General features: G+C 35.8%; 21 protein-coding genes, 1 rRNA gene, 1 pseudogene and 1 other annotated feature. Of the genes and pseudogenes, 1 reads left to right on the top strand and 22 read right to left on the bottom strand.

Annotated elements, in window-relative coordinates:
* The 4 genes from BN3326_RS18370 to BN3326_RS18355 all read right to left on the bottom strand — a co-directional run.
* Positions 1-115: ribosomal RNA gene (locus BN3326_RS18370) — 16S ribosomal RNA — on the bottom strand; the annotation flags it as partial.
* 454 nt (positions 116-569) lie between these two features.
* Entirely contained in the window at positions 570-2,573 is a 2,004-nt protein-coding gene (locus tag BN3326_RS18365; RefSeq protein ID WP_070000719.1) for a hypothetical protein, read from the bottom strand.
* Between the two features lie 61 nt (positions 2,574-2,634).
* Entirely contained in the window at positions 2,635-3,471 is an 837-nt protein-coding gene (locus BN3326_RS18360; protein ID WP_083258939.1) for an ABC transporter ATP-binding protein, read from the bottom strand.
* Entirely contained in the window at positions 3,468-3,857 is a 390-nt protein-coding gene (locus BN3326_RS18355; RefSeq protein WP_070000718.1) for a GntR family transcriptional regulator, read from the bottom strand. Before BN3326_RS18355 ends, BN3326_RS18360 begins: the two co-directional genes overlap by 4 nt.
* Positions 3,858-4,127: 270 nt before the next feature.
* Here BN3326_RS18355 and BN3326_RS18350 point away from each other — a divergent pair, with 270 nt between their 5' ends.
* The gene (locus BN3326_RS18350) at positions 4,128-4,391 is read left to right on the top strand and encodes a hypothetical protein (RefSeq protein ID WP_070000717.1); all 264 of its coding nucleotides are present in this window, start codon (positions 4,128-4,130) and stop codon (positions 4,389-4,391) included.
* 150 nt (positions 4,392-4,541) lie between these two features.
* Here the strand turns inward: BN3326_RS18350 and rplT are convergent, their stop codons facing one another.
* The 18 genes and pseudogenes from rplT to BN3326_RS22600 form a co-directional block, all read right to left on the bottom strand.
* Positions 4,542-4,898, bottom strand: coding sequence for a 50S ribosomal protein L20 (gene rplT / locus BN3326_RS18345; RefSeq protein ID WP_070000716.1), 357 nt, complete (start codon positions 4,896-4,898; stop codon positions 4,542-4,544).
* A 26-nt stretch (positions 4,899-4,924) separates the two neighbouring features.
* Complete coding sequence (gene rpmI / locus BN3326_RS18340; RefSeq protein ID WP_070000715.1) at positions 4,925-5,128, bottom strand: 50S ribosomal protein L35; 204 nt, start codon at positions 5,126-5,128, stop codon at positions 4,925-4,927.
* A 47-nt stretch (positions 5,129-5,175) separates the two neighbouring features.
* Positions 5,176-5,667, bottom strand: a complete 492-nt coding sequence (infC, locus tag BN3326_RS18335) for a translation initiation factor IF-3 (protein ID WP_070000714.1) — start codon at positions 5,665-5,667, stop codon at positions 5,176-5,178.
* 328 nt (positions 5,668-5,995) lie between these two features.
* Positions 5,996-7,966: a threonine--tRNA ligase gene (gene thrS / locus BN3326_RS18330; protein WP_070000713.1), complete on the bottom strand. Its 1,971-nt coding sequence runs from the start codon at positions 7,964-7,966 to the stop codon at positions 5,996-5,998.
* A 174-nt stretch (positions 7,967-8,140) separates the two neighbouring features.
* Positions 8,141-8,346 (bottom strand) — a binding site (T-box leader).
* Positions 8,347-8,401: 55 nt separating this feature from the next.
* Positions 8,402-9,247, bottom strand: a complete 846-nt coding sequence (gene ytxC / locus BN3326_RS18325; RefSeq protein ID WP_207646374.1) for a sporulation protein YtxC — start codon at positions 9,245-9,247, stop codon at positions 8,402-8,404.
* Between the two features lie 118 nt (positions 9,248-9,365).
* Entirely contained in the window at positions 9,366-10,235 is an 870-nt protein-coding gene (gene hslO / locus BN3326_RS18320) for an Hsp33 family molecular chaperone HslO (RefSeq protein ID WP_070000711.1), read from the bottom strand.
* A 5-nt stretch (positions 10,236-10,240) separates the two neighbouring features.
* A complete protein-coding gene (locus tag BN3326_RS18315) occupies positions 10,241-11,002 on the bottom strand; it encodes a class I SAM-dependent DNA methyltransferase (protein WP_070000710.1) in 762 nt (253 codons plus the stop codon).
* A 115-nt stretch (positions 11,003-11,117) separates the two neighbouring features.
* On the bottom strand, positions 11,118-11,522 hold the full coding sequence (locus BN3326_RS18310) for a hypothetical protein (protein ID WP_070000709.1): 405 nt from the start codon (positions 11,520-11,522) through the stop codon (positions 11,118-11,120).
* Between the two features lie 234 nt (positions 11,523-11,756).
* Positions 11,757-12,629 carry a hypothetical protein gene (locus tag BN3326_RS22110; protein ID WP_070000708.1) on the bottom strand — a complete coding sequence of 291 codons (873 nt, stop codon included), beginning with the start codon at positions 12,627-12,629 and terminating at the stop codon, positions 11,757-11,759.
* A gap of 246 nt (positions 12,630-12,875) precedes the next feature.
* A complete protein-coding gene (locus BN3326_RS18300; RefSeq protein ID WP_070000707.1) occupies positions 12,876-13,970 on the bottom strand; it encodes a tetratricopeptide repeat-containing glycosyltransferase in 1,095 nt (364 codons plus the stop codon).
* A 60-nt stretch (positions 13,971-14,030) separates the two neighbouring features.
* The gene (locus BN3326_RS18295) at positions 14,031-15,119 is read right to left on the bottom strand and encodes a tetratricopeptide repeat-containing glycosyltransferase (protein WP_070000706.1); all 1,089 of its coding nucleotides are present in this window, start codon (positions 15,117-15,119) and stop codon (positions 14,031-14,033) included.
* Between the two features lie 1,009 nt (positions 15,120-16,128).
* Positions 16,129-17,112 carry a BclA C-terminal domain-containing protein gene (locus BN3326_RS22615; protein ID WP_070000703.1) on the bottom strand — a complete coding sequence of 328 codons (984 nt, stop codon included), beginning with the start codon at positions 17,110-17,112 and terminating at the stop codon, positions 16,129-16,131.
* A gap of 149 nt (positions 17,113-17,261) precedes the next feature.
* A pseudogene (locus tag BN3326_RS22610) lies at positions 17,262-17,549 on the bottom strand (exosporium glycoprotein BclB-related protein); the annotation flags it as partial.
* A 12-nt stretch (positions 17,550-17,561) separates the two neighbouring features.
* Positions 17,562-17,891, bottom strand: a complete 330-nt coding sequence (locus tag BN3326_RS22605) for a hypothetical protein (protein ID WP_304441266.1) — start codon at positions 17,889-17,891, stop codon at positions 17,562-17,564.
* The gene (locus BN3326_RS22105) at positions 17,864-18,010 is read right to left on the bottom strand and encodes a hypothetical protein (RefSeq protein WP_171903866.1); all 147 of its coding nucleotides are present in this window, start codon (positions 18,008-18,010) and stop codon (positions 17,864-17,866) included. The genes BN3326_RS22605 and BN3326_RS22105 overlap by 28 nt, the downstream gene beginning before the upstream one ends.
* A gap of 451 nt (positions 18,011-18,461) precedes the next feature.
* Positions 18,462-19,847: a hypothetical protein gene (locus BN3326_RS22275; protein ID WP_070000701.1), complete on the bottom strand. Its 1,386-nt coding sequence runs from the start codon at positions 19,845-19,847 to the stop codon at positions 18,462-18,464.
* Positions 19,848-20,277: 430 nt separating this feature from the next.
* Positions 20,278-21,486, bottom strand: coding sequence for a hypothetical protein (locus BN3326_RS18275; protein WP_070000699.1), 1,209 nt, complete (start codon positions 21,484-21,486; stop codon positions 20,278-20,280).
* A gap of 73 nt (positions 21,487-21,559) precedes the next feature.
* On the bottom strand, positions 21,560-22,952 hold a 1,393-nt coding region (locus BN3326_RS22600), incomplete at its 5' end, for a collagen-like protein (RefSeq protein ID WP_207646373.1).

The following is a 22,952-nucleotide window of genomic DNA, read 5'->3' as shown; positions in this document are numbered from 1 at the left end:
GTTACTCACCCGTCCGCCACTAACTAAGAGAGCAAGCTCTCTTAGTCCGTTCGACTTGCATGTGTTAAGCACGCCGCCAGCGTTCATCCTGAGCCAGGATCAAACTCTCATATAAAAGTTTGTCCAAACAGTAGTTAACTGTTTTTTGACTTAATTACTTGTACGTTGTACTTAAAGTACATGTACTTGATTCGAACTTCAATACTGAAATTCTGCGAACTTTGTATAAAGTTCTATTGAATCGACTGGTTTTATGGTTACTATTCTATTTTCAAAGTTCATTAAGTTATTGATGTTCAAGACCCTAAGGCCTTTTCGTTTATGTCGCTAACTAGTGGCGACTTGTATAATATTACACGACTTCTCTACATATGTCAACACCTATTTCAATTTTTTAATCATTTTTATCTTTTCAAATCATTCTTTTAGCAAAATCCTTGAACTGATTTATAGAGCTTTCCTATTTTTAGTATTATGATTAGCTAAAATTCTAATTTTTATGCTCCTAGAAAAAAGTCTTTAAATTTTAAGCAGGCTATAGACTTATATGGACTACAGCCTACTTAAAATTATTTATTTATTTCTAATACAACCTCAATTAATTCTCCATATTGATTATTTTGTGAACCGTATTTATTTATTTTATAGTTCATATCATTAATCTTCCCTGATGATTTTATTTTCTTATTGTCATACACGCTTTTAAAATCTAGTATAATAGGTTCTATTGAAGTTTCTTGGGTTTCAATAACATTTACTATATTTTGAAGTGGCCTTACATGCTTAGTTTCTAATTCTTTATGATATAGTTTTTCACCTCTAAAAACATTAACCACCCATCTCACTTTTGTTACTTCCCCTGTGTTTTTTCTAAATAGTTGATAATAACTTGCCATTCTTTTTTCAACACCAGTGCTTGTTAGATTGATTATAGATTGTGGCGTTTCTATTTTCAACATATTATAATGTTCTCCTACACGCATTCCTGTTAACATAAACTCAGGCCCACGCACTTTTTCAACTATCTTTTGACTTAGTTCATCTTTTAAGTGTATCGTTTTTTTTATGAGATTTATCCTTAAAGCGCCATTATTATTTTTAAATAGAATAGCATATTCTCCAATAGTTGCTTCTTTTGTTACTATCCCTTCCTTTGTATTTTTAAGATCTTCTATTATTTGAATAAGTCCTTCTCCTATAATTTCTTCAAGCACATCACCTATTTGCATTGCCACTGTTGATTCTATATCTGAAATATCTATAAAAAATTGATCATCATCTTGACTAAATCCCCATCTACCATCATCAGTAAGCGTTGATCTTAATATTTTTTCTTGTAATTCCTGCCAACTTACGCTCTCCCTTATATAATACTCATCATCATAAAAAATCGTTCTATAGGTATTAGCTTCTTCTTCTATACGCGTACATCCTGCACATAAAACCATACATAAAATAAAAGGTACTATTTTTTTCCCTTTTGTCTTTTTCTTAGAAACCATTCCTATATATCCAATTTTTTTAGCAATAATAAAACCTAGAACGCCTCCTATCACAAGCATGACTTGTGTCATTAATGTCGTGTCGTCCATTATCAAAGGAAGTATTAAAAACTTACTTATATCCGCTACTAAAAAAGCCGCACATACACTGACGCCTATAATAAAGATCCCTCTACTTATTGGATGAGGTATCAGTACATCAGCATCTTCTATTTTTGACTTTTTAGCCGCTTGGCAAATGACGCCCCAACACAAGAGGCCAATTACTGCAGCAATTAATATTTTTAATCCTATATCCTCAATATAACTCCAAAACAGTACATGTTTATTCATTGTTCCACTTTCAAATACAAATGTCTTTCGTTGCACTATAATACTATAAATGGGTAAGAATAATCTCTCAAACTTTATTCTGGTATAGTAGGGAAATCTATAAATTTCCCAAGCACTTATTACTATAAAAGCCGGAGCTGCTAGACTAAAAATACTTACAACCAAGCTCCCTATATTATTGTTCATAAGATATTGAACCATAAATATAAATAAATAAACTGCAGTATAAACCATCTGCACTAGAACTAATAGATAAATAAGATTTTCTAAACTATTAATACTCATAATTACGCTTTCATAAGATAAAACACTATAAGCTTCTTTAAATTGTAATATCGCATGTGATCTTAGTGCAATAAGCCCTACTGAAAACACTATAAACGGAATACTAAAACTTAATATACCAGCTACTATTTTTACTAAACATCTTTGCATATTCGTATAGGGCAGTGCCTTTAGAAATCTTCCTATGTCTATGCTTTTATCGTTCTTAAATTGAAAATAAATAAGTATTATCATTCCAAAAAAAGTAAAAGCTACCAAGCTAGCCATTAAAGGTAAAAATATCTCTCCACTAATATCCTCTATTGCTTTCCCATAACGCAAATATCTTTCAAATCCATTATTAATATCCAGACTTGCAAATAATAACCCACTTATATTAACAATCAAAAAATATATCCCCATCATTATAGCAGGTCTTACCTCAACTTCAATTAAAGCCTTTATATTCTTCATAACTTCTTCGCCCTTTCCCTCTAATTCTTTTGTCTTTCACTTGTGTAAATAAAGACATCTTCTAAATAAGCCCTATAGGTTCTATGATTTTTGCTCCTTGGGCTCTTAGCTTACTTTCAAATTCTATAGAATAATTATCTGTAACTATGTAATACACACTACCTATCTTATCAATCTTTAAAATCTCATCCCATCCCACAAGCTCACCCGGCGGCATTTCTTCAAATACAACTTGTAGTTTTTTTACTTTTGCTTTCAAAGCATCTACTGACGCTTGATAAGTGACCTTGCCGTCATTAATAATAGTTATTTCATCACAAATTTTTTCAAGTTCTGTTAAATGATGTGAAGAAATAACTACTGTCATCCCAGTTAAACTTACTTCATCAATAATAAGATCCAGCATTTGTCTTTTAGCTATTGCATCTAGCCCTAAAGTGGGTTCATCTAATACAAGTAATTTTGGTGAACTTGCTATGCTTAACATAGTACTTAATCGCATCTGCATTCCCTTTGAAAGATTTTTTATCTTGCTTTTTAAGTCTATCTTAAAAATTTCATTATACTGATTAAATTTTCCCTCTGAGAAAGTTGGGTAGGTCAGTTTAAAAAACGCTGCCATCTGTTTAACTGTATAACTCTTAAAAAATTGATTACGATCCGCTACATAACCTATACGTCTTTTTACAGCATTATTTTCATAGACTGGCTCACCTTCAATTAAAATACTTCCTTGGTCTATATCATATATTCCCGTAAGACATTGTAAAATCGTACTCTTTCCTGCTCCGTTTTCTCCGATAATGCCATATATCGATCCTTTTGGAATTAAAATGGATACATCGTCAACTGCCTTAATCTCTCCAAAGCTTTTAGTAACATGACTTATTTCTATCATGATTTTTCCTCCTTTATAAATCCATCATAAATCCGACTAATCTCATCTTGCATATCTTGTTTGCTAAACCCCATATAATGTAGCTGCATGCAGCTACTCTTTAGAATTTTTCTGATATCTTGCAACTCTTCTTGGTCAACTGCTTTAATGTGAATATCTGCTACAAAAGTGCCTTTTCCCCTTATCGTCTCTATAATTCTTTGCCTTTCTAATTGCTGATAAGCTTTTGTTACAGTATTGACGTTTACAGTAAGCATACCCGCTAACTGCCTTACTGAAGGAATTTGATCCCCAGGTTTCAAAATCCCTTTTATCACTTGCTCTTTGACATTATCTATAATCTGTTCATAAATAGGCCTGACATCTCTTACATCAATAGGAAACATGCTTTTCACCTCACTCTCAAATGACTTTATTTATACCTGCATCGATTTTACTGTATAAAATATACACTATCTAGCACAAACAAGTGTTACGCCAAGTGTTCTATGCGTTACAGGTGTACTATAACATATATTACACTTAAACTATACACCTGCTTTTTTTATTTGTCAATAACTCTATAAGTGCTTAAATTTATATAATTTAAGAATATTTATAGCAGCTTGTCATAATTTATAATATATAGTTTTGAATAATCTTAGGAGGATACCAGTATGGGAAGAAAAAATAAAAGCAATGCTTTAAACTATCATCAAATATATCGCATTTTACTATTAAGTTTTATTGCTTTCTTTCTCTTTATTTTGATTAACTTTTTTTTGCCTGTTGCTAACTACATTTCTGTTTATTTACTTTTTCTAAGTTTAATCTTCTTAGGCATCCATTTTTATACTAAAAAATTTGGCTCTCTCATTACATCCCTTGTTCTTTGTATTTGTTCTTTAGTGGTTATTCTTGCTTTTTTATATCTCAAATAAATTTGCTCTAACAAGAAAGCGTGCAAAAAACGCACGCGCTTGTGAAATAGTAAAGTTTGGTCCCTTGCAAGCAAAACGAACTTTCCTATTTCATAAAAACAGTCCCTGACAATGCGTGTGCACATTGTCAGGGACTGTTAAATATAAATTTTATTTTAAATTAGATTTTGCAGTTTCAACTAATTGTGTAAATGCTTTAGGATCGCTAATTGCAAGATCCGCTAACATTTTTCTGTTGATGTTTACGCATGCATTTTTTAATCCATTCATAAAGCGGCTATATGATAACCCGTTAATTCTAGCTGCTGCATTGATACGCGCAATCCATAGTGTTCTAAATTCACGTTTTCTTAATTTTCTGCCTACATATGAATAACTTAATGACTTCATAACAGCTTGTTTTGCTGTTCTAAATTGTGTTGATTTTGCGCCTCTATATCCTTTAGCTAACTTTAATACTCTATTACGTCTTTTTTTAGTGGATATTCCACCTTTAACTCTTGCCATGACTTTAACCTCCTAACGCTTTCTTTTTATAAGTGTGGTAATAATCTTTTCATTTGTTTTTCATTTGTTTTATCAACGAGTCCTGGATGTCTTAGGTTACGTTTTGTTTTTGGAGATTTTTTAGTCAAAATATGACTTGTATATGCTTTTGATCTTTTAAGTTTACCTGAACCTGTTAATTTAAAGCGTTTTGCCGCTGCTCTATTTGTTTTTAATTTAGCGTTAGCCATTATGAAGTCCTCCTTTATATATTAATATTTATTTTATCAAAAGGTAACTATTTTGGTGCTACCACGATAATCATGCTTCTACCTTCAAATTTAGGTTTTTGTTCTGCTACTCCAATTTCTTCTAACAATACTAGGGCTTGTTCTAATATTGTATAGCCTTTTTGAGTATGCATCATCTCACGCCCACGAAATACAACTGAAATTTTAACTTTATCTCCTGCTTTGAGGAATTTCTCTGCATTTCTCATCTTCGTTTCAAAATCGTGTTTTTCAATACTTGCAGAAAGTCTAACTTCTTTTAAACTAACAGTTTTTTGTTTTTTGCGCGCTTCTTTTTCTTTCTTAGCTGCATCAAACTTAAATTTACCATAATCCATAATTTTGCAAACAGGTGGTTTTGCCTGTGGTGCAATTTTTACAAGATCTAAACTTTTTTCACTAGCAAGTCGTTGCGCCTCTTTAAGTGGAACAATACCGATTTGCTCGCCTTCTGCTCCTATGAGTCTCACTTCTTTGTCACGAATTTGTTCATTAATCATTGATTCGTTAATAATGGGCACCTCCTAAAAATATTTGCCTGTATAATTATAATCACCCTTAAGCGTATGGGTGTGACGCTCGTAATAATAGCCATTTCTCATTATCTGATATTTTTATATACAAATAAAGTGGATAGCCGAAACTATCCACTTCTTATAATTCATACTAAAAAACGTTATGTCACATGTTATTTAATTTACATGTTATTAGTATGACCTTACGAGCACTGTCGCTGCAAGGTGAGAAGAAATAGCTTCTACTTGTTTTGTTTACAACACATAAAATATTATCATAGAATAGATAGGCTGTCAACCCTTATCTAAACTATTATTTTTCTTCTTGTACCTGCATATCTAGTATATAATTATATTTTTCTTTGATTTCTTTTTCAACACGCTCTGCAAAGTCTGTAAGTGCATGTGCACCTTCATCGCCTTTTTGTCTGCTTCTTACTGAGACCTTCTTGTTTTCCATCTCATCGGCTCCTACTACTAGGATATAAGGCACTCTTTCCATCCGCGCTTCTCTAATCTTGTATCCAATCTTTTCTGTACGATAGTCTGCTGCTACTTTTATACCTTTAGCTTTAAGTGTATCTACCACTTCCTGTGCATAGTCAGCATATTTATCGGAAATAGGAAGAACTTTCACCTGCATAGGCGCAAGCCATGTTGGGAAACATCCTGCATATTTTTCAATAAGCATAGCCAGTGTTCTTTCATAGCATCCAATTGACGTACGGTGAATAATGAAAGGATGCTGTTTATTACCATCTTTATCAACATAAGTCATTCCTAGACGCTCGCCAAGTGCAAAATCTATTTGAACTGTGATCATAGTATCTTCTTTACCATGAACATTTTTAAACTGTATATCAAGTTTTGGACCATAGAACGCAGCTTCTCCTTCTGCTTCTGTATAATCAATGGCCAGATGGTCTAAAATATTTCTCATAATATTTTCTGTTTTTTCCCAAGCAGCTGGATCATCAATATACTTCTCTGTATTATTAGGATCCCATTTAGAAAATCTATAGCTAATATCCTCTTCAATACCAATTGTCTTCATAACATAGTTAATAAGCTCTATAACACCTTTAAATTCTTCTTCGAGTTGTTCCGGCGTACAAACAAGATGGCCTTCTGATATAGTAAACTGTCTTACACGAATAAGCCCGTGCATTTCTCCTGAAGATTCATTTCTAAATAAGGTAGAAGTTTCACCATAACGAATCGGCAAATCTCTATAGCTGTGCTGTTCTGAGTTATAAATGGTAAACTGGAACGGACAAGTCATAGGACGCAGGGCCATAACTTCTTTATCTTTTTCTTCATCCCCCAGTACAAACATACCCTCTCTATAATGATCCCAGTGGCCTGATGCTTTATAAAGATCGCTTTTTGCCATAAACGGTGTTTTTGTAATCACATAGCCTCTTTTTTCTTCTTCATCTTCAATCCATCTTTGCAGGGTTTGAATGATTCTAGCGCCTTTTGGCATAAGAAGTGGAAGGCCTTGACCAATTTTATCATCCGTTGTAAAGAGTTTAAGTTCGCGGCCGAGCTTATTGTGATCACGTTTTTTAGCCTCTTCTAATTTTTCAAGATGTGCCGCAAGATCAGCTTTTTTAGTAAATGCTGTTGCATAAATACGTGCAAGCATTTTATTCTTCTCATTGCCTTTCCAGTAAGCACCTGCTGAACTAAGAATTTTGAAAGCCTCTACAGGCTTTGTACTCATAAGGTGTGGTCCCGCACATAGATCGATAAACTCACCTTGTTTATAAAAAGTAATGATCTCTCCTTCTGGAAGGTCATTAATGAGCTCTACTTTATAAGTTTCCTCTGCAGCTTCCATGAGTTTAATCGCTTCATCTTTTGGAAGTTCAAATTTTTCTATAGGTAACTTTTCCTTAACGATCTTTTTCATTTCAGCTTCAATTTTAGTAAAGTCTTCTTCTACAAAGGCTCTGTTAAAATCAAAATCATAGTAAAAACCATCTTCTATAGCTGGCCCTATTGCAAGTTTAGCTGATGGGTAAAGTCTTTTTACCGCTTGTGCTAAAATGTGAGACGCTGTATGACGAAATGTTCTTTTGCCCTGTGCATCATTAAAAGTTAGGATTTCTAAATCACAGTTTTCATTTAAAACTGTTCTAAGATCTACTACCTCTCCATTTACAACCCCTGAACAGGCAACTCTTGCAAGTCCCGCACTTAAGTCTTCAGCTACTTCAAGTACACTTATGCCTTCTTGATACTCTTTAATCGATCCATCTTTCAATGCTACTTTTATCATATTATTTCTCCTCTCATAGTGCTTATGTTATTTTTTATTTTTTATATTGATAGCTACAATCAATTGTCCTAGGTGACGCTAATATGCAAAGAAAAACAAAATCCCTCTAAGCAGATTCTTACTTACTTTGGCATACAAAAAACTCCCGTCCCTTTTTAAATATAAATATATTTAAAAAGGGACGGGAGACTCTATTCCCGCGGTTCCACCCTCATTGTTTCATCTACTTAGAAACCACTCATTCTACTTAACTATAACGTTGTTAACGGATTGTTATCACTCCAAGATGGTCTTCACTTATAGTCTTTAAAAATGCTCACACCAATGCATCTTCTCTCTGAAAAAGTTAAATAAGCTACTGTTCTTTTCATCGTTTTAAATCTATTCATTTTAATGTATTTATTGTAATCAATCCGCTTCTAGATGTCAATATGTTTATGACTTAATCGTACTGGCATTATCTGTACAATTCTCGCAGCCTTTGCAATATCTCATATTAATACCGAATATCCCCTCCAAAGTTTTAATAAACTGCGGATACTTTGCTCTTTGTCTCTGGTGTACAATAATTCTTCTGGGACATATGGTAATTAATATATTCATAATAAGATCTTCTTTGTTGAAACTACTTTCTCCTAGCAGTTCTTCACAATACGCCTTCGTATATAACTCTGTTACTTCTTCCATATATTCATTATGAAGACTCATCTCCCCATTTTTTTTATAAATTAAATGAATAACATCTTCCAAAGGGTTATTTAACGGACTCATTTCTTTTACCATCTTTATAAACTTGATAATATCCTTTTTCAATAGATAGTCTTCAACAAACTGCTCTAAAATATCTGCCAAAATAACTTTATACCTATACGTCCTAAACCGAAGCCAGCCGTCTATATTTATTTCCTGATTTTCTTTTAAAGCCTCTAATAAAGGCATGTAAACTAAATAATAAGTAAGTGCAGAAAAACCTTCTTGCACTGCTAAATAATTATTAGTCACAAATTTTCTTTTTATTTCTTTTTTGTCTGTCGGTAAAAGATCTTTTCTTTGCATCAAAAAATCTTTTGTAACTTGTATAATACCTTCTGTTTGAACAATATCACATATAACCTGGGCAAAAGTTTCTATCGTATCTATTTCAAATGGCTTTATAGAATAATTCAGCCTGCATATCTCTCCATCTTGGGTAATTTCACAGGTATTTATGATTTCATCTTGGTCTTCAAGTTCTTTAATTTTTTCGAGTAGCTTATGCTTATATTTAGTTGTATAGAACACACATCGACACATGCTATATACCTCTGAATGTAGTTCTCTAATCATTATATAACTTTTAACTTGTCAGCTTTCATTGTCTTATCAATTAATTCTATCATACTGCTAGGATTTTTTTATTTTACAAAGCTTCAATTATTTTTTCTATTTCATCTTTTGAAAAATCATACTTTTGATTGCAAAAGTGACATACAATCTCAATGTTCTCTTCTTCACTTGCTATTTCCTCGAGTTCTTGTCTGCCTATACTGATCAGTCCCCGTTCCATACGGTATTTTGAACAGTCGCATTTAAAGTCTACTTCTGTTTTTTCCATGATCTCTATATCTTCTAAAAGCCGCTTTATAATTTCTTCTATCGTTTCTCCTGCATCTAAATAAGTCGTGAGAGAAGTGAAGTTTTTTAAATTATTTTCAAGTTCAGTAATCGCTTCATCCTTTGCATCTGGGAGCACTTGTATAATAATCCCTCCCGATTGCTTGATACTGTAATCGACATCTACTAACACCCCTAAGATCACCAAAGAGTTTGTTTGCTCTGAAACTGCAAAATAAAAAGTAAAGTCTTCTGCTATTTCTCCTGAGAGCATGGCAACTTGTCCTGTATAAGGCTCTTTTAGTCCAAGGTCTTTAATGACTGTCATCATCGCATTGCCTATTGCTCCACTGACATCTAATTTACCATCCGGCTTATTGGGGATGTCTACTTGTGATTGATAAGGATAGCCTTTTGCATATCCCTTGCCGTCTGCTTCGACAACAATGCCCCCTATCGGGCCATCTCCCTTTATAGAAATACTTACTCTGTCAGTATCTCTTTTAAGCATACACCCCATCATAGCAGCTCCAGTCATCGTTCTTCCTAAAGCAGCTGAAACAACAGGTGTTGTTTGATGATTTTCACAAGCTTTACTTATCATGTTTTTTGTATTTGCTCCAAAAAATCTAAAGTTTCTCTCTTTATCCGTTCCTCTTATGATATAATCTTTCATGCTTACTATTCCTTTCTTTTTCCTTGTTCTCTTACAACAAAGGTTGCTCTTAATGTATTTTCATGATAAGGCTTATGGGTATAATCATCATAAATGCCCATAAGTTCAAGTCCAGCTTCATCTAAAAGCGATTTTACCTTGTCTATGCTATAGGCTTTTTGGTAATGATATTCCTCAGTTCTTGTATAGTGTCCTTGTTCATTTTTAATAAAAAAGTTAACGACAAATTCATTAACAGCTTCTTCTTCATCATAATAATTCTCCCATATATAAGCTGCATCTTCAGTCTGCTCAGCAAAAGTTTTATCTGCCAGGATACTTTCATATTTATAGGATGTGCTTATATCAAAGATAAACAATCCTCGAGGTTCTAGGTAATTATTGATCCACTTAAATGTATTAAGCAGCTGTTCTTCTTCTAAAAGATAATTCATGCAATCACAAGCACTATAAATCAGATCTACTGTACCATATAGTTCAAATTCACTCATATCCTGCATTAAATATAATATATTGTGCTTATTGGCCGTAGCATTTTCTCTAGCCACCATCAACATTTCTTCTGAGTTATCAATACCTATCACTTGAATATCACGCTCAGCAAACAAAGTACACATTTTGCCTGTGCCGCATCCTAAATCACATACGATACGGGGGGTAATATGATATTTGTTTAGGTAATGATCTATAAAGCCTGTCCACTTTTCATAGGGTATATCTTCCATAAAAGTATCATATACTTTTGCAAATTCACTGTAGGCTTCCATATTTTTCACCTCAACTCTATCTCTACTTTTTAACAACTTATTATAGCCTATTTACAGCCTATTTATCTAGAGGTGATTTTTTAGAAAGCCTATATTCTTCAAAAAATTGATCAATTTATACTTGATTAGGGTAATCATCCAATATATCGGGGGCATAAAGTTCATCTGTTTCTGAGAGCAGGTCACTTAAATCCCCCGGGCACTTTAGTGCTCTTTCTAAGACTAATTGTTTTAGAAAAAGCATCATCGCTTTAGCATCTTCTTTTGCTGAAAATGTTTCATTAACTTTCCTCTCAACTTCTTCTAAGTCATATATTTTACAAGCACGGTCTGTTCCACCTATAAGAAGCCCTTCATCTCTAACATTTTGTATACTAAGTTCATCATAGTCCAAATCTCTTCTGCGGCATATATTGAGCATATCTTCACTATAATATTGTTGTATATACTCCGCTACCCGTTGTTTCCCTTGTATTCTTACAACTTCATAATCCGGTGTTATTACTATATATTGGCTCATTGGCTTCATCCTTTCTTTTTTACTGAGGTTAGTATTTGGCGACTAATGTTATTCCATACGTACTTATAAACATTATTAACATTTTTTCTTACTTGGTATATTTCTTATCTGTTAAACTATTTTTTGCATTAAAATATGCCCAGTACACACACTCAAAATTTCATGTGCACTAGACATATTGGTTAAGAAATAGTCATTACTACAATAAGCTTATGATAAAACTTATGCTACAGCTTATGCTGTAACCTCTGTTATAACGATACTTGCCTGTGTTGTAACTGCTGTACTGTAAGTTACTGCTGCGCCGCTGATATTTACAAGCCTAACTAGAGCAGGAGCGCTTCCTACTGTTATTAATGCATTACCATCTACCTGTAAGGGTGATACTGCTATTGCTGGTGGTATAGGAAATGACCCTGCGACTGACCCTGGTACGCCGTCAATCGTTTGTACTGCAAAAGTAATTGCTGGTGTACCCATCAGAACCGCCCCCGCTACCCACCATGTAATAGAGTAGGTGCCTGGTTTATTAATCGTAAAGGTGCCTGCATTATTATAAATAATATTAGGTCCCACACTACTACTGAGTGTGTTAAAAACAACTGCAGCATTATTATCAACTGTTGGTGCAATTGAATTAATTAATAGTGCTTGGATAGCATTGGCTTCTGGTGTTGGCTTTGGACATGGGTATGGTTTTGGGCATGGTCTTGGACATGGTCTTGGGCATGGTCTTGGACATGGTCTTGGGCATGGTCTTGGGCATGGTCTTGGGCATGGTCTTGGGCATGGTCTTGGGCATGGTCTTGGGCATGGTTTTGGGTATGATTTTGGATAATGATTAGGCTGGTATTCTTCCTCTTGATAATAAGGATCGTATGAATATTTATTCCCTTGATAATAAGCACTTTGTTGATATTCATCGTCTTGATAGTAGGTATTCTGTTGATATTTCTCATCTTGATACTGTGCTTCATACTGGCTTTTTGAGGCATTTTGCTTCATAGCTTTTGCGCTCCTATCATTTTCATGCTCATCTCTCTTATGCTCTGGTAGCTCTTCTAGTAAAGTATCATATCGCTGTTTCAAAGAATCATAACGTGCCATATGCATCTCTCCTTTATATTTGATTTTCCCCCTACATTATGGTATGTACTAGAAAACAAAATGTGATATATTAATTGACTATAATAGAGATAAATTTATATAAAAAAACAATTTTTTACATTTTTTCAAACTTTAAGTACAAAAGTCATTATAATGACTCATTGCTATAAAAACGAGATCGCCTAAGACTTCTAATAGTCCCAGACGATCTCATTATATTTTTTATGTTAAATATTATATTATGCCTTAAAACTCGGCTTTTATTTTTTCTTCTATAAGATGTATATTGTTAATTAGTCGTTTATCATCAGGTGCTAACTCAAGTGCTGCTTTAGCATGAGCTAAGGATCTTTCGTACATTCCAAGCCTATAACAGCTGATTGCTGCTAAATCATTAGGCGTGTAATCCCAAGAATATCCCATATTGACGTAGGTTGCAGACTTAGCTTTTATCTTGAGCGCTTCTTCAGTCATATAAAAAACCATAGGCCAATCAGCTAGTTCATAGCCCATTTTTGCAAATTCAATATAAGGATCTCTCATATGAGGCGCTTCAGCAATTGCCCTATAATACCAACTATAAGCCTCTTTTATATTCCCTAGTCTATAGTATGACTTTGCCGTCCATCTCATCGCTGCACATCTTTCCTCATTCCATGTGGCAGAGGGTAAAGAAAGATATTTTTTTTGTGTTTCAATGCATTTATGCCACTGGCTATTATACATATATTCCCTGCCAAGATAATACATAGAGCGATCATCTTCTGGGTTTTCCGCTACCGCAAGCTCTAAAAGCTGCAAATATGACCCCCGCGACTTAGTATGATCTGGATAATGATTAAGGACTAGCCCCTCTATATACACAGTTTTTGAAGGCTGCTCTCCAATATATTGTAAGTACTCATGCACAGGGTTTTTCCAAATAGCTGCTTTTCTTGCATGCACTTTAAAGTAATTAAACTGCACATCGGGCTCCCCATTTGCTTTAAAACTCCAATTATAAAGATATCTTCCCATTTTAGTATCAGGCGTCCAAGCTCTTTCAATACAATCCCGCCACCCCTTATTAAAGGTTTCATCAAGGTCAGTACATACACATATATCAACATCTTCAGGAACATGGTCCAATGAAAGATTTCTTGCCACATCAAATCGCCAAGGCTTTACTTCTTCCACATAAACAATGGCTCCACGCTCGCGGAGTCTCTCTACGGTGCCATCAGTGGACCCCGTATCGGTAACAACAATAACATCTGCCTCACTCATTGAATCCATCCATCTATCCACAAATTGCAATTCATTTTTACAGATGGCATATACACATATTTTATACTTATTCATCTCGCTCCCCCTATCTTAATAAACTGTAGTTATTTAAGCTTTACTTATCTCAGTATTTTGTCACTCATCATACTTCAGCTTAATAAGATTCAGATTTTGTTTTAATCTTTCATTTTCTGGTTCCATTTCGCATGCCTTTACTGCACAATCATAAGACGCTTTATAAAGTCCTAGTCGATAACACGCAATAGCCCTTAGATCATATAAACTATATCCCCATGCATCAAGTTCTAATAAATAACTTCCTGATTTTTCAGTAATTTTCAAAGCTTCTTCTGTCATCAAATAAACAAGTGGCCAGTCATTTTCTAAGTAGCCCAGTCTAGCCATTTGAAGATAAGGCTCACGCACAGTTGGGCACTCTGCAACTGCTTTGTAGAGCCATAAACGTGCTTTATGCCTATCTCCTTTTGACGCATAAGATTTTGCGATAAAGCGCATAGAGGCGCACCTTTCTTCTGTCCAAGTCGCCGTTGGTATTTTGAGGTGTTTTTCTAGAGTCTGTATACATTCATCATATTTGCCGTAATACATATACTCTCTTCCAAGCCAGAAGACAACTCTATCATTATCACTGTTTTCCTCTGCTGATAATTCTAGAAGCGGCAAGTATTGGCCTCTAGATTTATTAAGATCAGGGTAATGGTTAAGCACAAGACCTGGAACCCATACTGTCTTATCTTCATCTTTTCCACTATATTGCAATACTTCATGAACAGGATGTACCCATCTAAAGTCATGGCGGCGATGTATTTTTTCCATGGCAAACTGCTTGCTAGGTTTGCCCTCACTGGTATATCCCCAAGTAAATAGATAGCGAGCACGGGTATAACAAGGCTGCCATGTATCTTCTAATCTTTGGCGCCAGCCCGGTTCAAATATTTCATCAAGATCATTTGAAACACAAATATCTACATCCTCCGGTATATGGTCCATAGCTATATTTCTGGCCTTATCAAAACGCCACGGTATAATACTTTCTGTGTAAACTTCGGCGCCTCTACTACGGAGTTTCTCTACTGTACCATCCGTTGAACCTGTATCTACTACTACAATCCTATCCGCTTCACTTACTGCATCCATCCATCTGTCTACAAATTTCTCTTCATTTTTACATATGGCATATACACATATCTTGTACTTATTCAACTTATCACCCGCTTTACCATAGCTTATATATTTTAATTCTCTATTTAATATATGAACTTACTTGTTATTTGTTTACGTATTTAAGTGCTAATTGCTTAAAATCAGACAATTAGCACTTAAATTAATCTCTTATTAATTGACTTAAAATTTATTATGATGTAAACGTAATACTATTTAAATTATTAGATAATCCCGTAGTTGCTGTTACAATGACTCTTCCCTCATATACCGTAGTTGGCGAAAATAAAAGGATAGACCCTACTCGATTGTTAAAAGTAAGAAATGGTGAACCTCGTGGACCTGTGGCTCCCGTCGTGCTGGTATCTCCGGTAGATCCCGTGTGACCTGTTGGGCCAGTCTCCCCTTGTATAATATCATCCTTAGTACAGCTATAACCGCCTGTTTGCTTTATCTTACGTTTCTATGTAGAAGAATGTACTAAAAGAAAACTGGCTCATTCCCCTTACATTATAATTAAAAGATTTAGTATAGAAATGCTTCTACATCACATTATATCTATCCATAAACATTTATCCTCCTACTTTATATTTTCACATAACAGAATAAGCCTTAAAAAAGGCTAAACTGCATACTTTTATTTGTATGCAAGTTAGCCTTATACTCTTTAAGCAAATAAGAAAAATTAAATTACGTTATTGTAATATTGGCAGTTACAGAAAATACTAATAGCCAACGTGTTTGTACTGCAACAGGTATCACTAAGCTTGTAAGAATATTATTATTTGTATTTCCTATTACTACTATACCCTTAAGCTAAAATCTAAAATTACAGTTGTTCCTATTATTGATGTAGATGTGTTATCTGATGCAACAGATGAATATAATTAAGCTGTAATAGTTATTGTTGAACCAATAACCGCCAATCCTGCTGTTTTACTAAATTAGCAACTATTGAAGTTATCATTCCATCACACGGAATCGAAAGAACGAAGTTGATTAATTCGCCCGAACCTCCTGTAATATCTATATCTGATTTTGCACTACTTCCTTATACATCAAGCTGTAGAATATTTAACTGAGCTCCAACCCCAGGTGCTAAATCTGTAGTGAATGAAGTTGCTGAATTATTTCTAAGTGTTATGACATCGCCAGCTGCAAGGGTTAATATAGTATTTCCCGATATTTCTCCTTCTACAACTAGAATATTAATATTTGTTGCAGCATCCACAGTACCATTTACTGCAATTGCCATTGCAGAGCCAACACCATTAGTAATATTAATACTATAACTAATACTATAGTTCGCAGTATTTGGAACCGTTATTGTGGTTGTACCCGCTACGTGAGTTATCCCTCCTACAAGTGGTCCATTATTACTGAATGCTACATCTGCCCCACCTGCAATAGTTGCATCAGCTACTATTGCTAGATGATAAACATTAGCAAATGCTTCAAGGCCTACGGCTCCCGTTGGGCCTGTGTCTCCTGTAGCTCCCGTTGGGCCTGTATCTCCTGTAGCTCCCGTTGGGCCTGTATCTCCTGTTGCTCCTGTATCTCCTGTGTCTCCCGTTGGGCCTGTATCTCCTGTTGGGCCGGTGTCTCCTGTTGGGCCAGTCTCCCCTGGGACAATATCATCTTGTATCACTACCAACGTTGCTTTAGCAGGTACTGTTATGGGAAAAAAAACAGTGCCTGCTCCTATATAACTTAATGTAGCTGTAACTGGAGCTGCAGCTACATCAATAATGCTTACTCCTACAACTTCTCCTGTTTTTATGGGGGAATTCCCCTCTAAAACATCCCCTTGTGAAGAATTAATTGCAAAAACAACCCCGGTTGCACCTTGAACTGATTGAGTCGCTACCCACCAATCAAGAACATACCTTCCAGCTTCATTAAAAGTTATTACTCCTGTTAACGGATTATAACTAATATTTCCTGCTGTATATACAGTTGTATCGAATATAACATTTGCTCCCGATACCACCGTTCCAGCAGCCAAACGTTCTACTTGTAGAGCTATATTACTCATCCTAATCCCCCTTCATTATAATTAAAATATTCAGTATGAAAGTGCTTCTAATCATATTATAGTTATAGACAAACATTCCCCCCCTTACTTTATATTTTCATATAAAAAATGTAGCCTTTTTCCCTCTCAATAAAAAACTTTAAGCTAAATTACTCTATTGTAATACCGGCACTTGCATATCCAGCAACAACATTAATCAGTGATACACCAGCTGCAGTTGCAGAAAATACTAATAACAAACGTGTCTCTGCTGTAACAGGTATTGCTAATCCAGTAAGGATCCCATTACTTGTAGCTCCAATGCCAAGTATACCTGTAAGAGGAGGTGCTAAAATTACTGCTGTTCCTGCTATTGGTGTAAATGTATTGTCTGGCGTAGTAGATTCAAATAATTGTGCTGTAATAGTTATTGTTGATCCAACCAACGCTAAAGCTACTGTTGTACTAAATTATGCGGCTATCGAAATTATCGTTCCATCACGTGGAACTGAAAAAGCTAAGTTAGTTAATAAACCTGGGCCTCCTGTAAGATCTATGCTTGCTCCAAGTACAGTAACACTTTCCCCTGAAGAACCAAAACCTATAAACGCTGGTGTTCCTACAAGCCCTTCGGCAATGGTGGTTATTGCTACTGGAAGACCTGAAGCAAATGGTATAATCGCACCTGCCCCTATTGGTCCTGTATCTCCTGTTGGTCCTGTAAATCCCGTTGGTCCTGTTGCTCCTGCTAGTCCTGTTGATCCGGTTGGTCCTAGAAGCAGCAATCTTGTGTACAGCATACATCGATACATTGATCATAATAGCAATCATACGAATTATTATTATAACAATCTTCTCTGTATTCCCTCCTGCAATTACCATTATGTCTTTTATCCCAGTACATATTACCGTCCATCATTTAACCGCCTCCTCGCTTTTAATACATTGCTATTAATAAAATAGCTAGTATCATAATATGTAGAATTTTAGAATACGTACCCATCAACTTGTTTTATTTTTAGACTTATGTTTACTACTAATCATGCTATATCTACAAGCGAGCGTGCAAAAAAGTACTAAAATAAATGAATTCATTTATTCTAGTACTCCATAAACACTTCTAATACTATTATAAGATCTCGTATTGTAGGACCATTACTACTCCCCTAGCTACTACAGACATTAATAATGAGGTTGGAATACCCCCTGAGTTACCCCAGAATACAGAGATTGCCTCATCTACTACAAATCCCCAGGAATTATAAACTATATTATTGACAACTATTTCCCTACTTTTTTATATCAATTACTTAATAACCATATGAAAATTTGCACACATACTTTTAAGAAGAAAACACGTAAACATATCATTATGCAAGGCTAAACAAAATTGTCTTTGCTCCAACCAAAATTGATGCGCTACTAACAAAATAGAAATTAGAAGCTGTATCAAGCACAAGTGGCCCCGTCCATGTTATCGTACTAAACTGACTACTGAAAATACCTGTCGGTGGTACATCCCCACTTGCCGCGCCGATGGTCACATTTCCGTTGATAGCCATATTTGTAATGTGAGAATACACAGCCGCTGTTATCGTCCCATCTGATACACTATCCACCATACGTTGAATTCTTAGACCAACATGATTTATAATATTGACTCTGCTGTTGTAAATATAGGTATTGAGCTGACCCTGATGTGAATCAACAGCTGCCTGCATAATACTTCCTACAACTCTAGCATTATGGAGTTGAAATTCAATAGTTCCAAAAGGATCTACAGGGTCGGTATTTTGAAATATAATATCTCCGCTTATAATTGCTCCATCTGTGTAGTTCGTATGGGTACTTACGGATGTTCCATTATCAAAAGTACCTATTACCGTTACAGGCCTTGCCTGGAAAGCAGGTCCCTGTGACTGATAAAAGTCTTCTGCTGCTGCATTTGTTTGAATTGTTATATTTCTAGTAACAGATGATGCAAAATTAGCTAATGCTGCATCGCCTAGCACCCATGGCCCTAGGCCAAGAAGCTGCACATGCCTTGCAGGCGGTATTACAACATCCTCATCAAAAGCTGAATTTGCTGCTATTAAAACGATACAACGTGCTCTCATACCGTAAGTGTTGGCAAACGTGCTGGTAGTTGCTCCGTTAATGGCGGCCTGAAGAGAACTATATGGCTCTGAAGGGGTGCCAGTGCCAGGACCCGGAGCACTTGAATCTGCCCATATGATAGTCGGTTCCGCGCCCCATACAAATACACCTGGCCCTGTGTCTCCCGTTGGACCTGTATCTTCTGTTGCCCCTGTGGATCCTGTTGGACCTGTTGGTCCGATCTCCCCTTGGACAATATCATCTTGTATGACTACTAACGTTGCTTTAACAGGTAGTGTTGTGGGAAAATAAACAGTTCCTGCTCCTATATAACTTAATGTAACTGTAACTGGGGCTGCAGCTACATCAATAATACTTACTCCTACAACTTCTCCTGCTTTTATGGGGGAGTTTCCCTCTAAAACATCCCCTTGTGAAGAATTAACTGCAAAAACAACCCCCGTTGCGCCTAAAACTGATTGAGTTGCTATCCACCAATCTAGAACATACCTTCCAGCTTCATTAAAAGTTATTACTCCAGTTAATGCATTATAGCTAATATTTTCTGTGGAGTACACTACACTATCAAAAATAACATTGCCGCCTGGTCTCACCGTTCCGGTTGCTAAACGTTCTATTTGTATGGTTATACTTCCCATCCTAATCCCCCTTATCACTATACTTAAAACATTAAATACAAAACCCAATACTCTCCTCAAATACTTGCAGGTTATGCAGCTTACTATAGCCTAATTTCTTATTGCTTTACCGTATGTTTTTATGCAAAAATTTGTACAAAAAAAAACAGATTAGCCCATACACCTTTATGTGTATAGGAACTAATCTGTTCATGAATTAAATACTATTACTCAATTTTAGTTTTAATTTAGTGAAGTTAAATTTTTGTCAAATCGTAGTAACAGTGTTGCCTGGTCATTTGTATATATTAAAGCGTATAATTACCCATTCAAGATAATTATACGCTTTATCCGTCTAGCCTTGTATCTTCTGTAATAGTCCGAACTATTTCACCTTATATCTGATATACGTTTTTTTTTAATATTTTGAGCAACATGATAAATTTTTAGTTTACCAACTCTCAACTACACTAAATGATGCCTCAACTGTATTACTAGGACTACCTGCAATTCTAACTACTGCCAATGTTATTGTTGCATCAATCGGAAGGCTAAAGCTTAAAAGCTCGGCAGTAGCTAATACTCTGGTGTTTACCGACGCGCCTGATGTAACCCCCTGAAATACAACTTGCCCTCCTGTAATAGTTGTTGATGTTCTATTGACTAAAAGAGCTGTTTCAGTATCTGGGATAATAGTAGTGGCTGTTGGATAATTTACAAATGTACCATCAAGTGTCCCATCTAAAATGAGTTGATATCCTAAATCAGCTGTTGAAATGATATTGATTTCCTCCAGTTCAACGTCAACAGAATTTGCTCTTCCTGATCCCGTTGGAAATTCCGCCTTTCTTTGGAAGGAAATAACAGGAGTTAAAGTCGTTGTAACATCAGTAATAGTTCTTCTTTCTGAGGTTACTCTAAAAGTCGGCGTATATCTGCCCACAATATTATACTGTCTGCCCCCTACAAATAAATTAAAACTATTGGCGGTTCCATCATTATTAACTTCTGCTCTTAAAGGTTGATTAGGATCAATAAAACTTGTTTCTCCAATTGGAACATAACGATGAACTGTAATGACTTGCTGAGCTAACGCGGCTGCGTCTGGAAGTACTACTCTAAATTCTATTACGCCGTAGCCGTACCAAGTAAATAAAATCTGATAAATATTACCTTTGCTTAAATCAAGCGTTTCACCACTTGGCCCCGACCCATCTAGTGGATCCACATTCCATGCCGACTGGATAAAAGTAGTATCTACTCCTCCTCTTCGTATGGTTAAGAAGATAGTCGTGCTATTTACTCCAAAAAATGCACCATTATTATCATCAAACAACCCCCATCTAGCCACTTGAGTTCCAATTGGCAAGCTAGGTATACGTACACCTATTCCAGCTTCTCCTGCAAACCCTGGTTCATATCTTCCTCTTTCTGCACTTTCTAGAATTGCACTATCTGCCCCATTTGCTGTAGTATTTATACTATATTCTGTCGCATCATTTGTAACTGTTCCACCACCAGCGGTTATCACGACATCTCTTAAATCGGATACGCCATATACAGAAGTTAATTCTACAATAGGAAACTTTCTCGCAACTCTTAATTCGTTAAATTGAGAGTTTACAGCTGGCCCAATATTAGCAATAATAATATCTGACATTAAATTACCTCCTTTTTAAAAGAGAGAGAAATGAACCTCTCTATTTCTCCCCCTATTATTAATTTTTACCATTTTACCACTCTTCAGTAACCTGGAAGGTGGCCGCAACAGCATTACTTCCCCCTGCTAAATTAGAAACCGCAAGCGTTATAATTTCATTATCTGGTAATTCAAAATCAAGTAAACTTGCCGATGCTAAAACACGAGCGTTTCCTTGAGCTCCTGCTGCTAAACCTTGTAATATAACTTGCCCTCCCGAAATAGTAGTTGAAGTAGTATTAACTCGGAGAGCAGTCTCACTAAGTGGAATATTGGTAGTTACTGTTGGAAAGTCTGCAAAAGCTCCATTTAGGGTTCCGCCTAATATGAGCTGATAAGAAATATTATCTGATGTTACAAGGTCAATCCCTTCTAACTTCACACTAACAGAGTTGGCTCTTCCTGACCCTGCTGGGAACTCCGCTTTTCTTTGGAAAGAAATAATAGGAGTCAATGCTGCTGTAGCTGTAACTTGCCTTCTTTCAGAAGTGACACGAAATACAGGGCTGTATTCACCAATAATACTATATTGTCTTCCTCCAACAAATAATTGAATATTACTCGCAGTACCATTATTTGAAACTTCTGCACGAATAGGAAGATTAGGATCTGCAAGACTGGTTTGCCCAGAAGGAGAAAATCTATTAACTGTAACTACTTCTTGTGCTAAAGTCGTAGGATTAGGTAATACTACTCTAAATTCTATGACGCCATAACCATACCAAGTAAATACAAGTTGGAATATATTGCCCTCTGTAAGATCCAGTGTTGCACCACTAGGACCTGTTCCATCTAGCGGGTCCACATTCCATGCTGCTTGTGGAATTATAGTATCAGCGCCCGATCTCCTAATAGCAACATAAATACCATTAACTGTATCTTGACCAAAAAACAATCCATTTTCTTCATCAAATACTCCCCATCTTACCTCTTGATCGCCTGTAGGAGCAATTGGAAGGCGTATGCCTATACCGGCTTCTCCCGCAAACCCTGGTTCGTATCTTCCTCTTTCTGCACTTTCTAAGATGGCACTATCTGTACCATTCGCTGTAGTACTTAGTAAGAACTCAGTTCCAGTATTTGTAACTGAACCAGCACCAACTGTCTCTGTAACATCTCTCAGATTCGATAAACCGTATACTGATGTTAATTCAATCAACGCTGTTTTCTCCGCAGTCCTTAATTCACTAAATTGTGAACTAACATCTGGCCCTACTCCTTCTATCACCGCTTGTGACTCAAAGACTCCTGTTGGGCCTGTGGCTCCTGTGTCTCCCGTTGGTCCTGTATCTCCTGTTGGTCCGGTATCTCCTGTTGGACCTGTGTCTCCTGTAGCTCCCGTTGGGCCTGTATCTCCTGTAGCTCCCGTTGGGCCTGTATCTCCTGTAGCTCCCGTTGGGCCTGTATCTCCTGTAGCTCCCGTTGGG

It is taken from the genome of Cellulosilyticum sp. I15G10I2, from assembly GCF_900095725.1.
GTDB lineage: Bacteria > Bacillota > Clostridia > Lachnospirales > Cellulosilyticaceae > FMMP01.
Note: the sequence above shows the minus strand (reverse complement) of the source record. Positions and strands in the feature narration are given on the sequence as shown.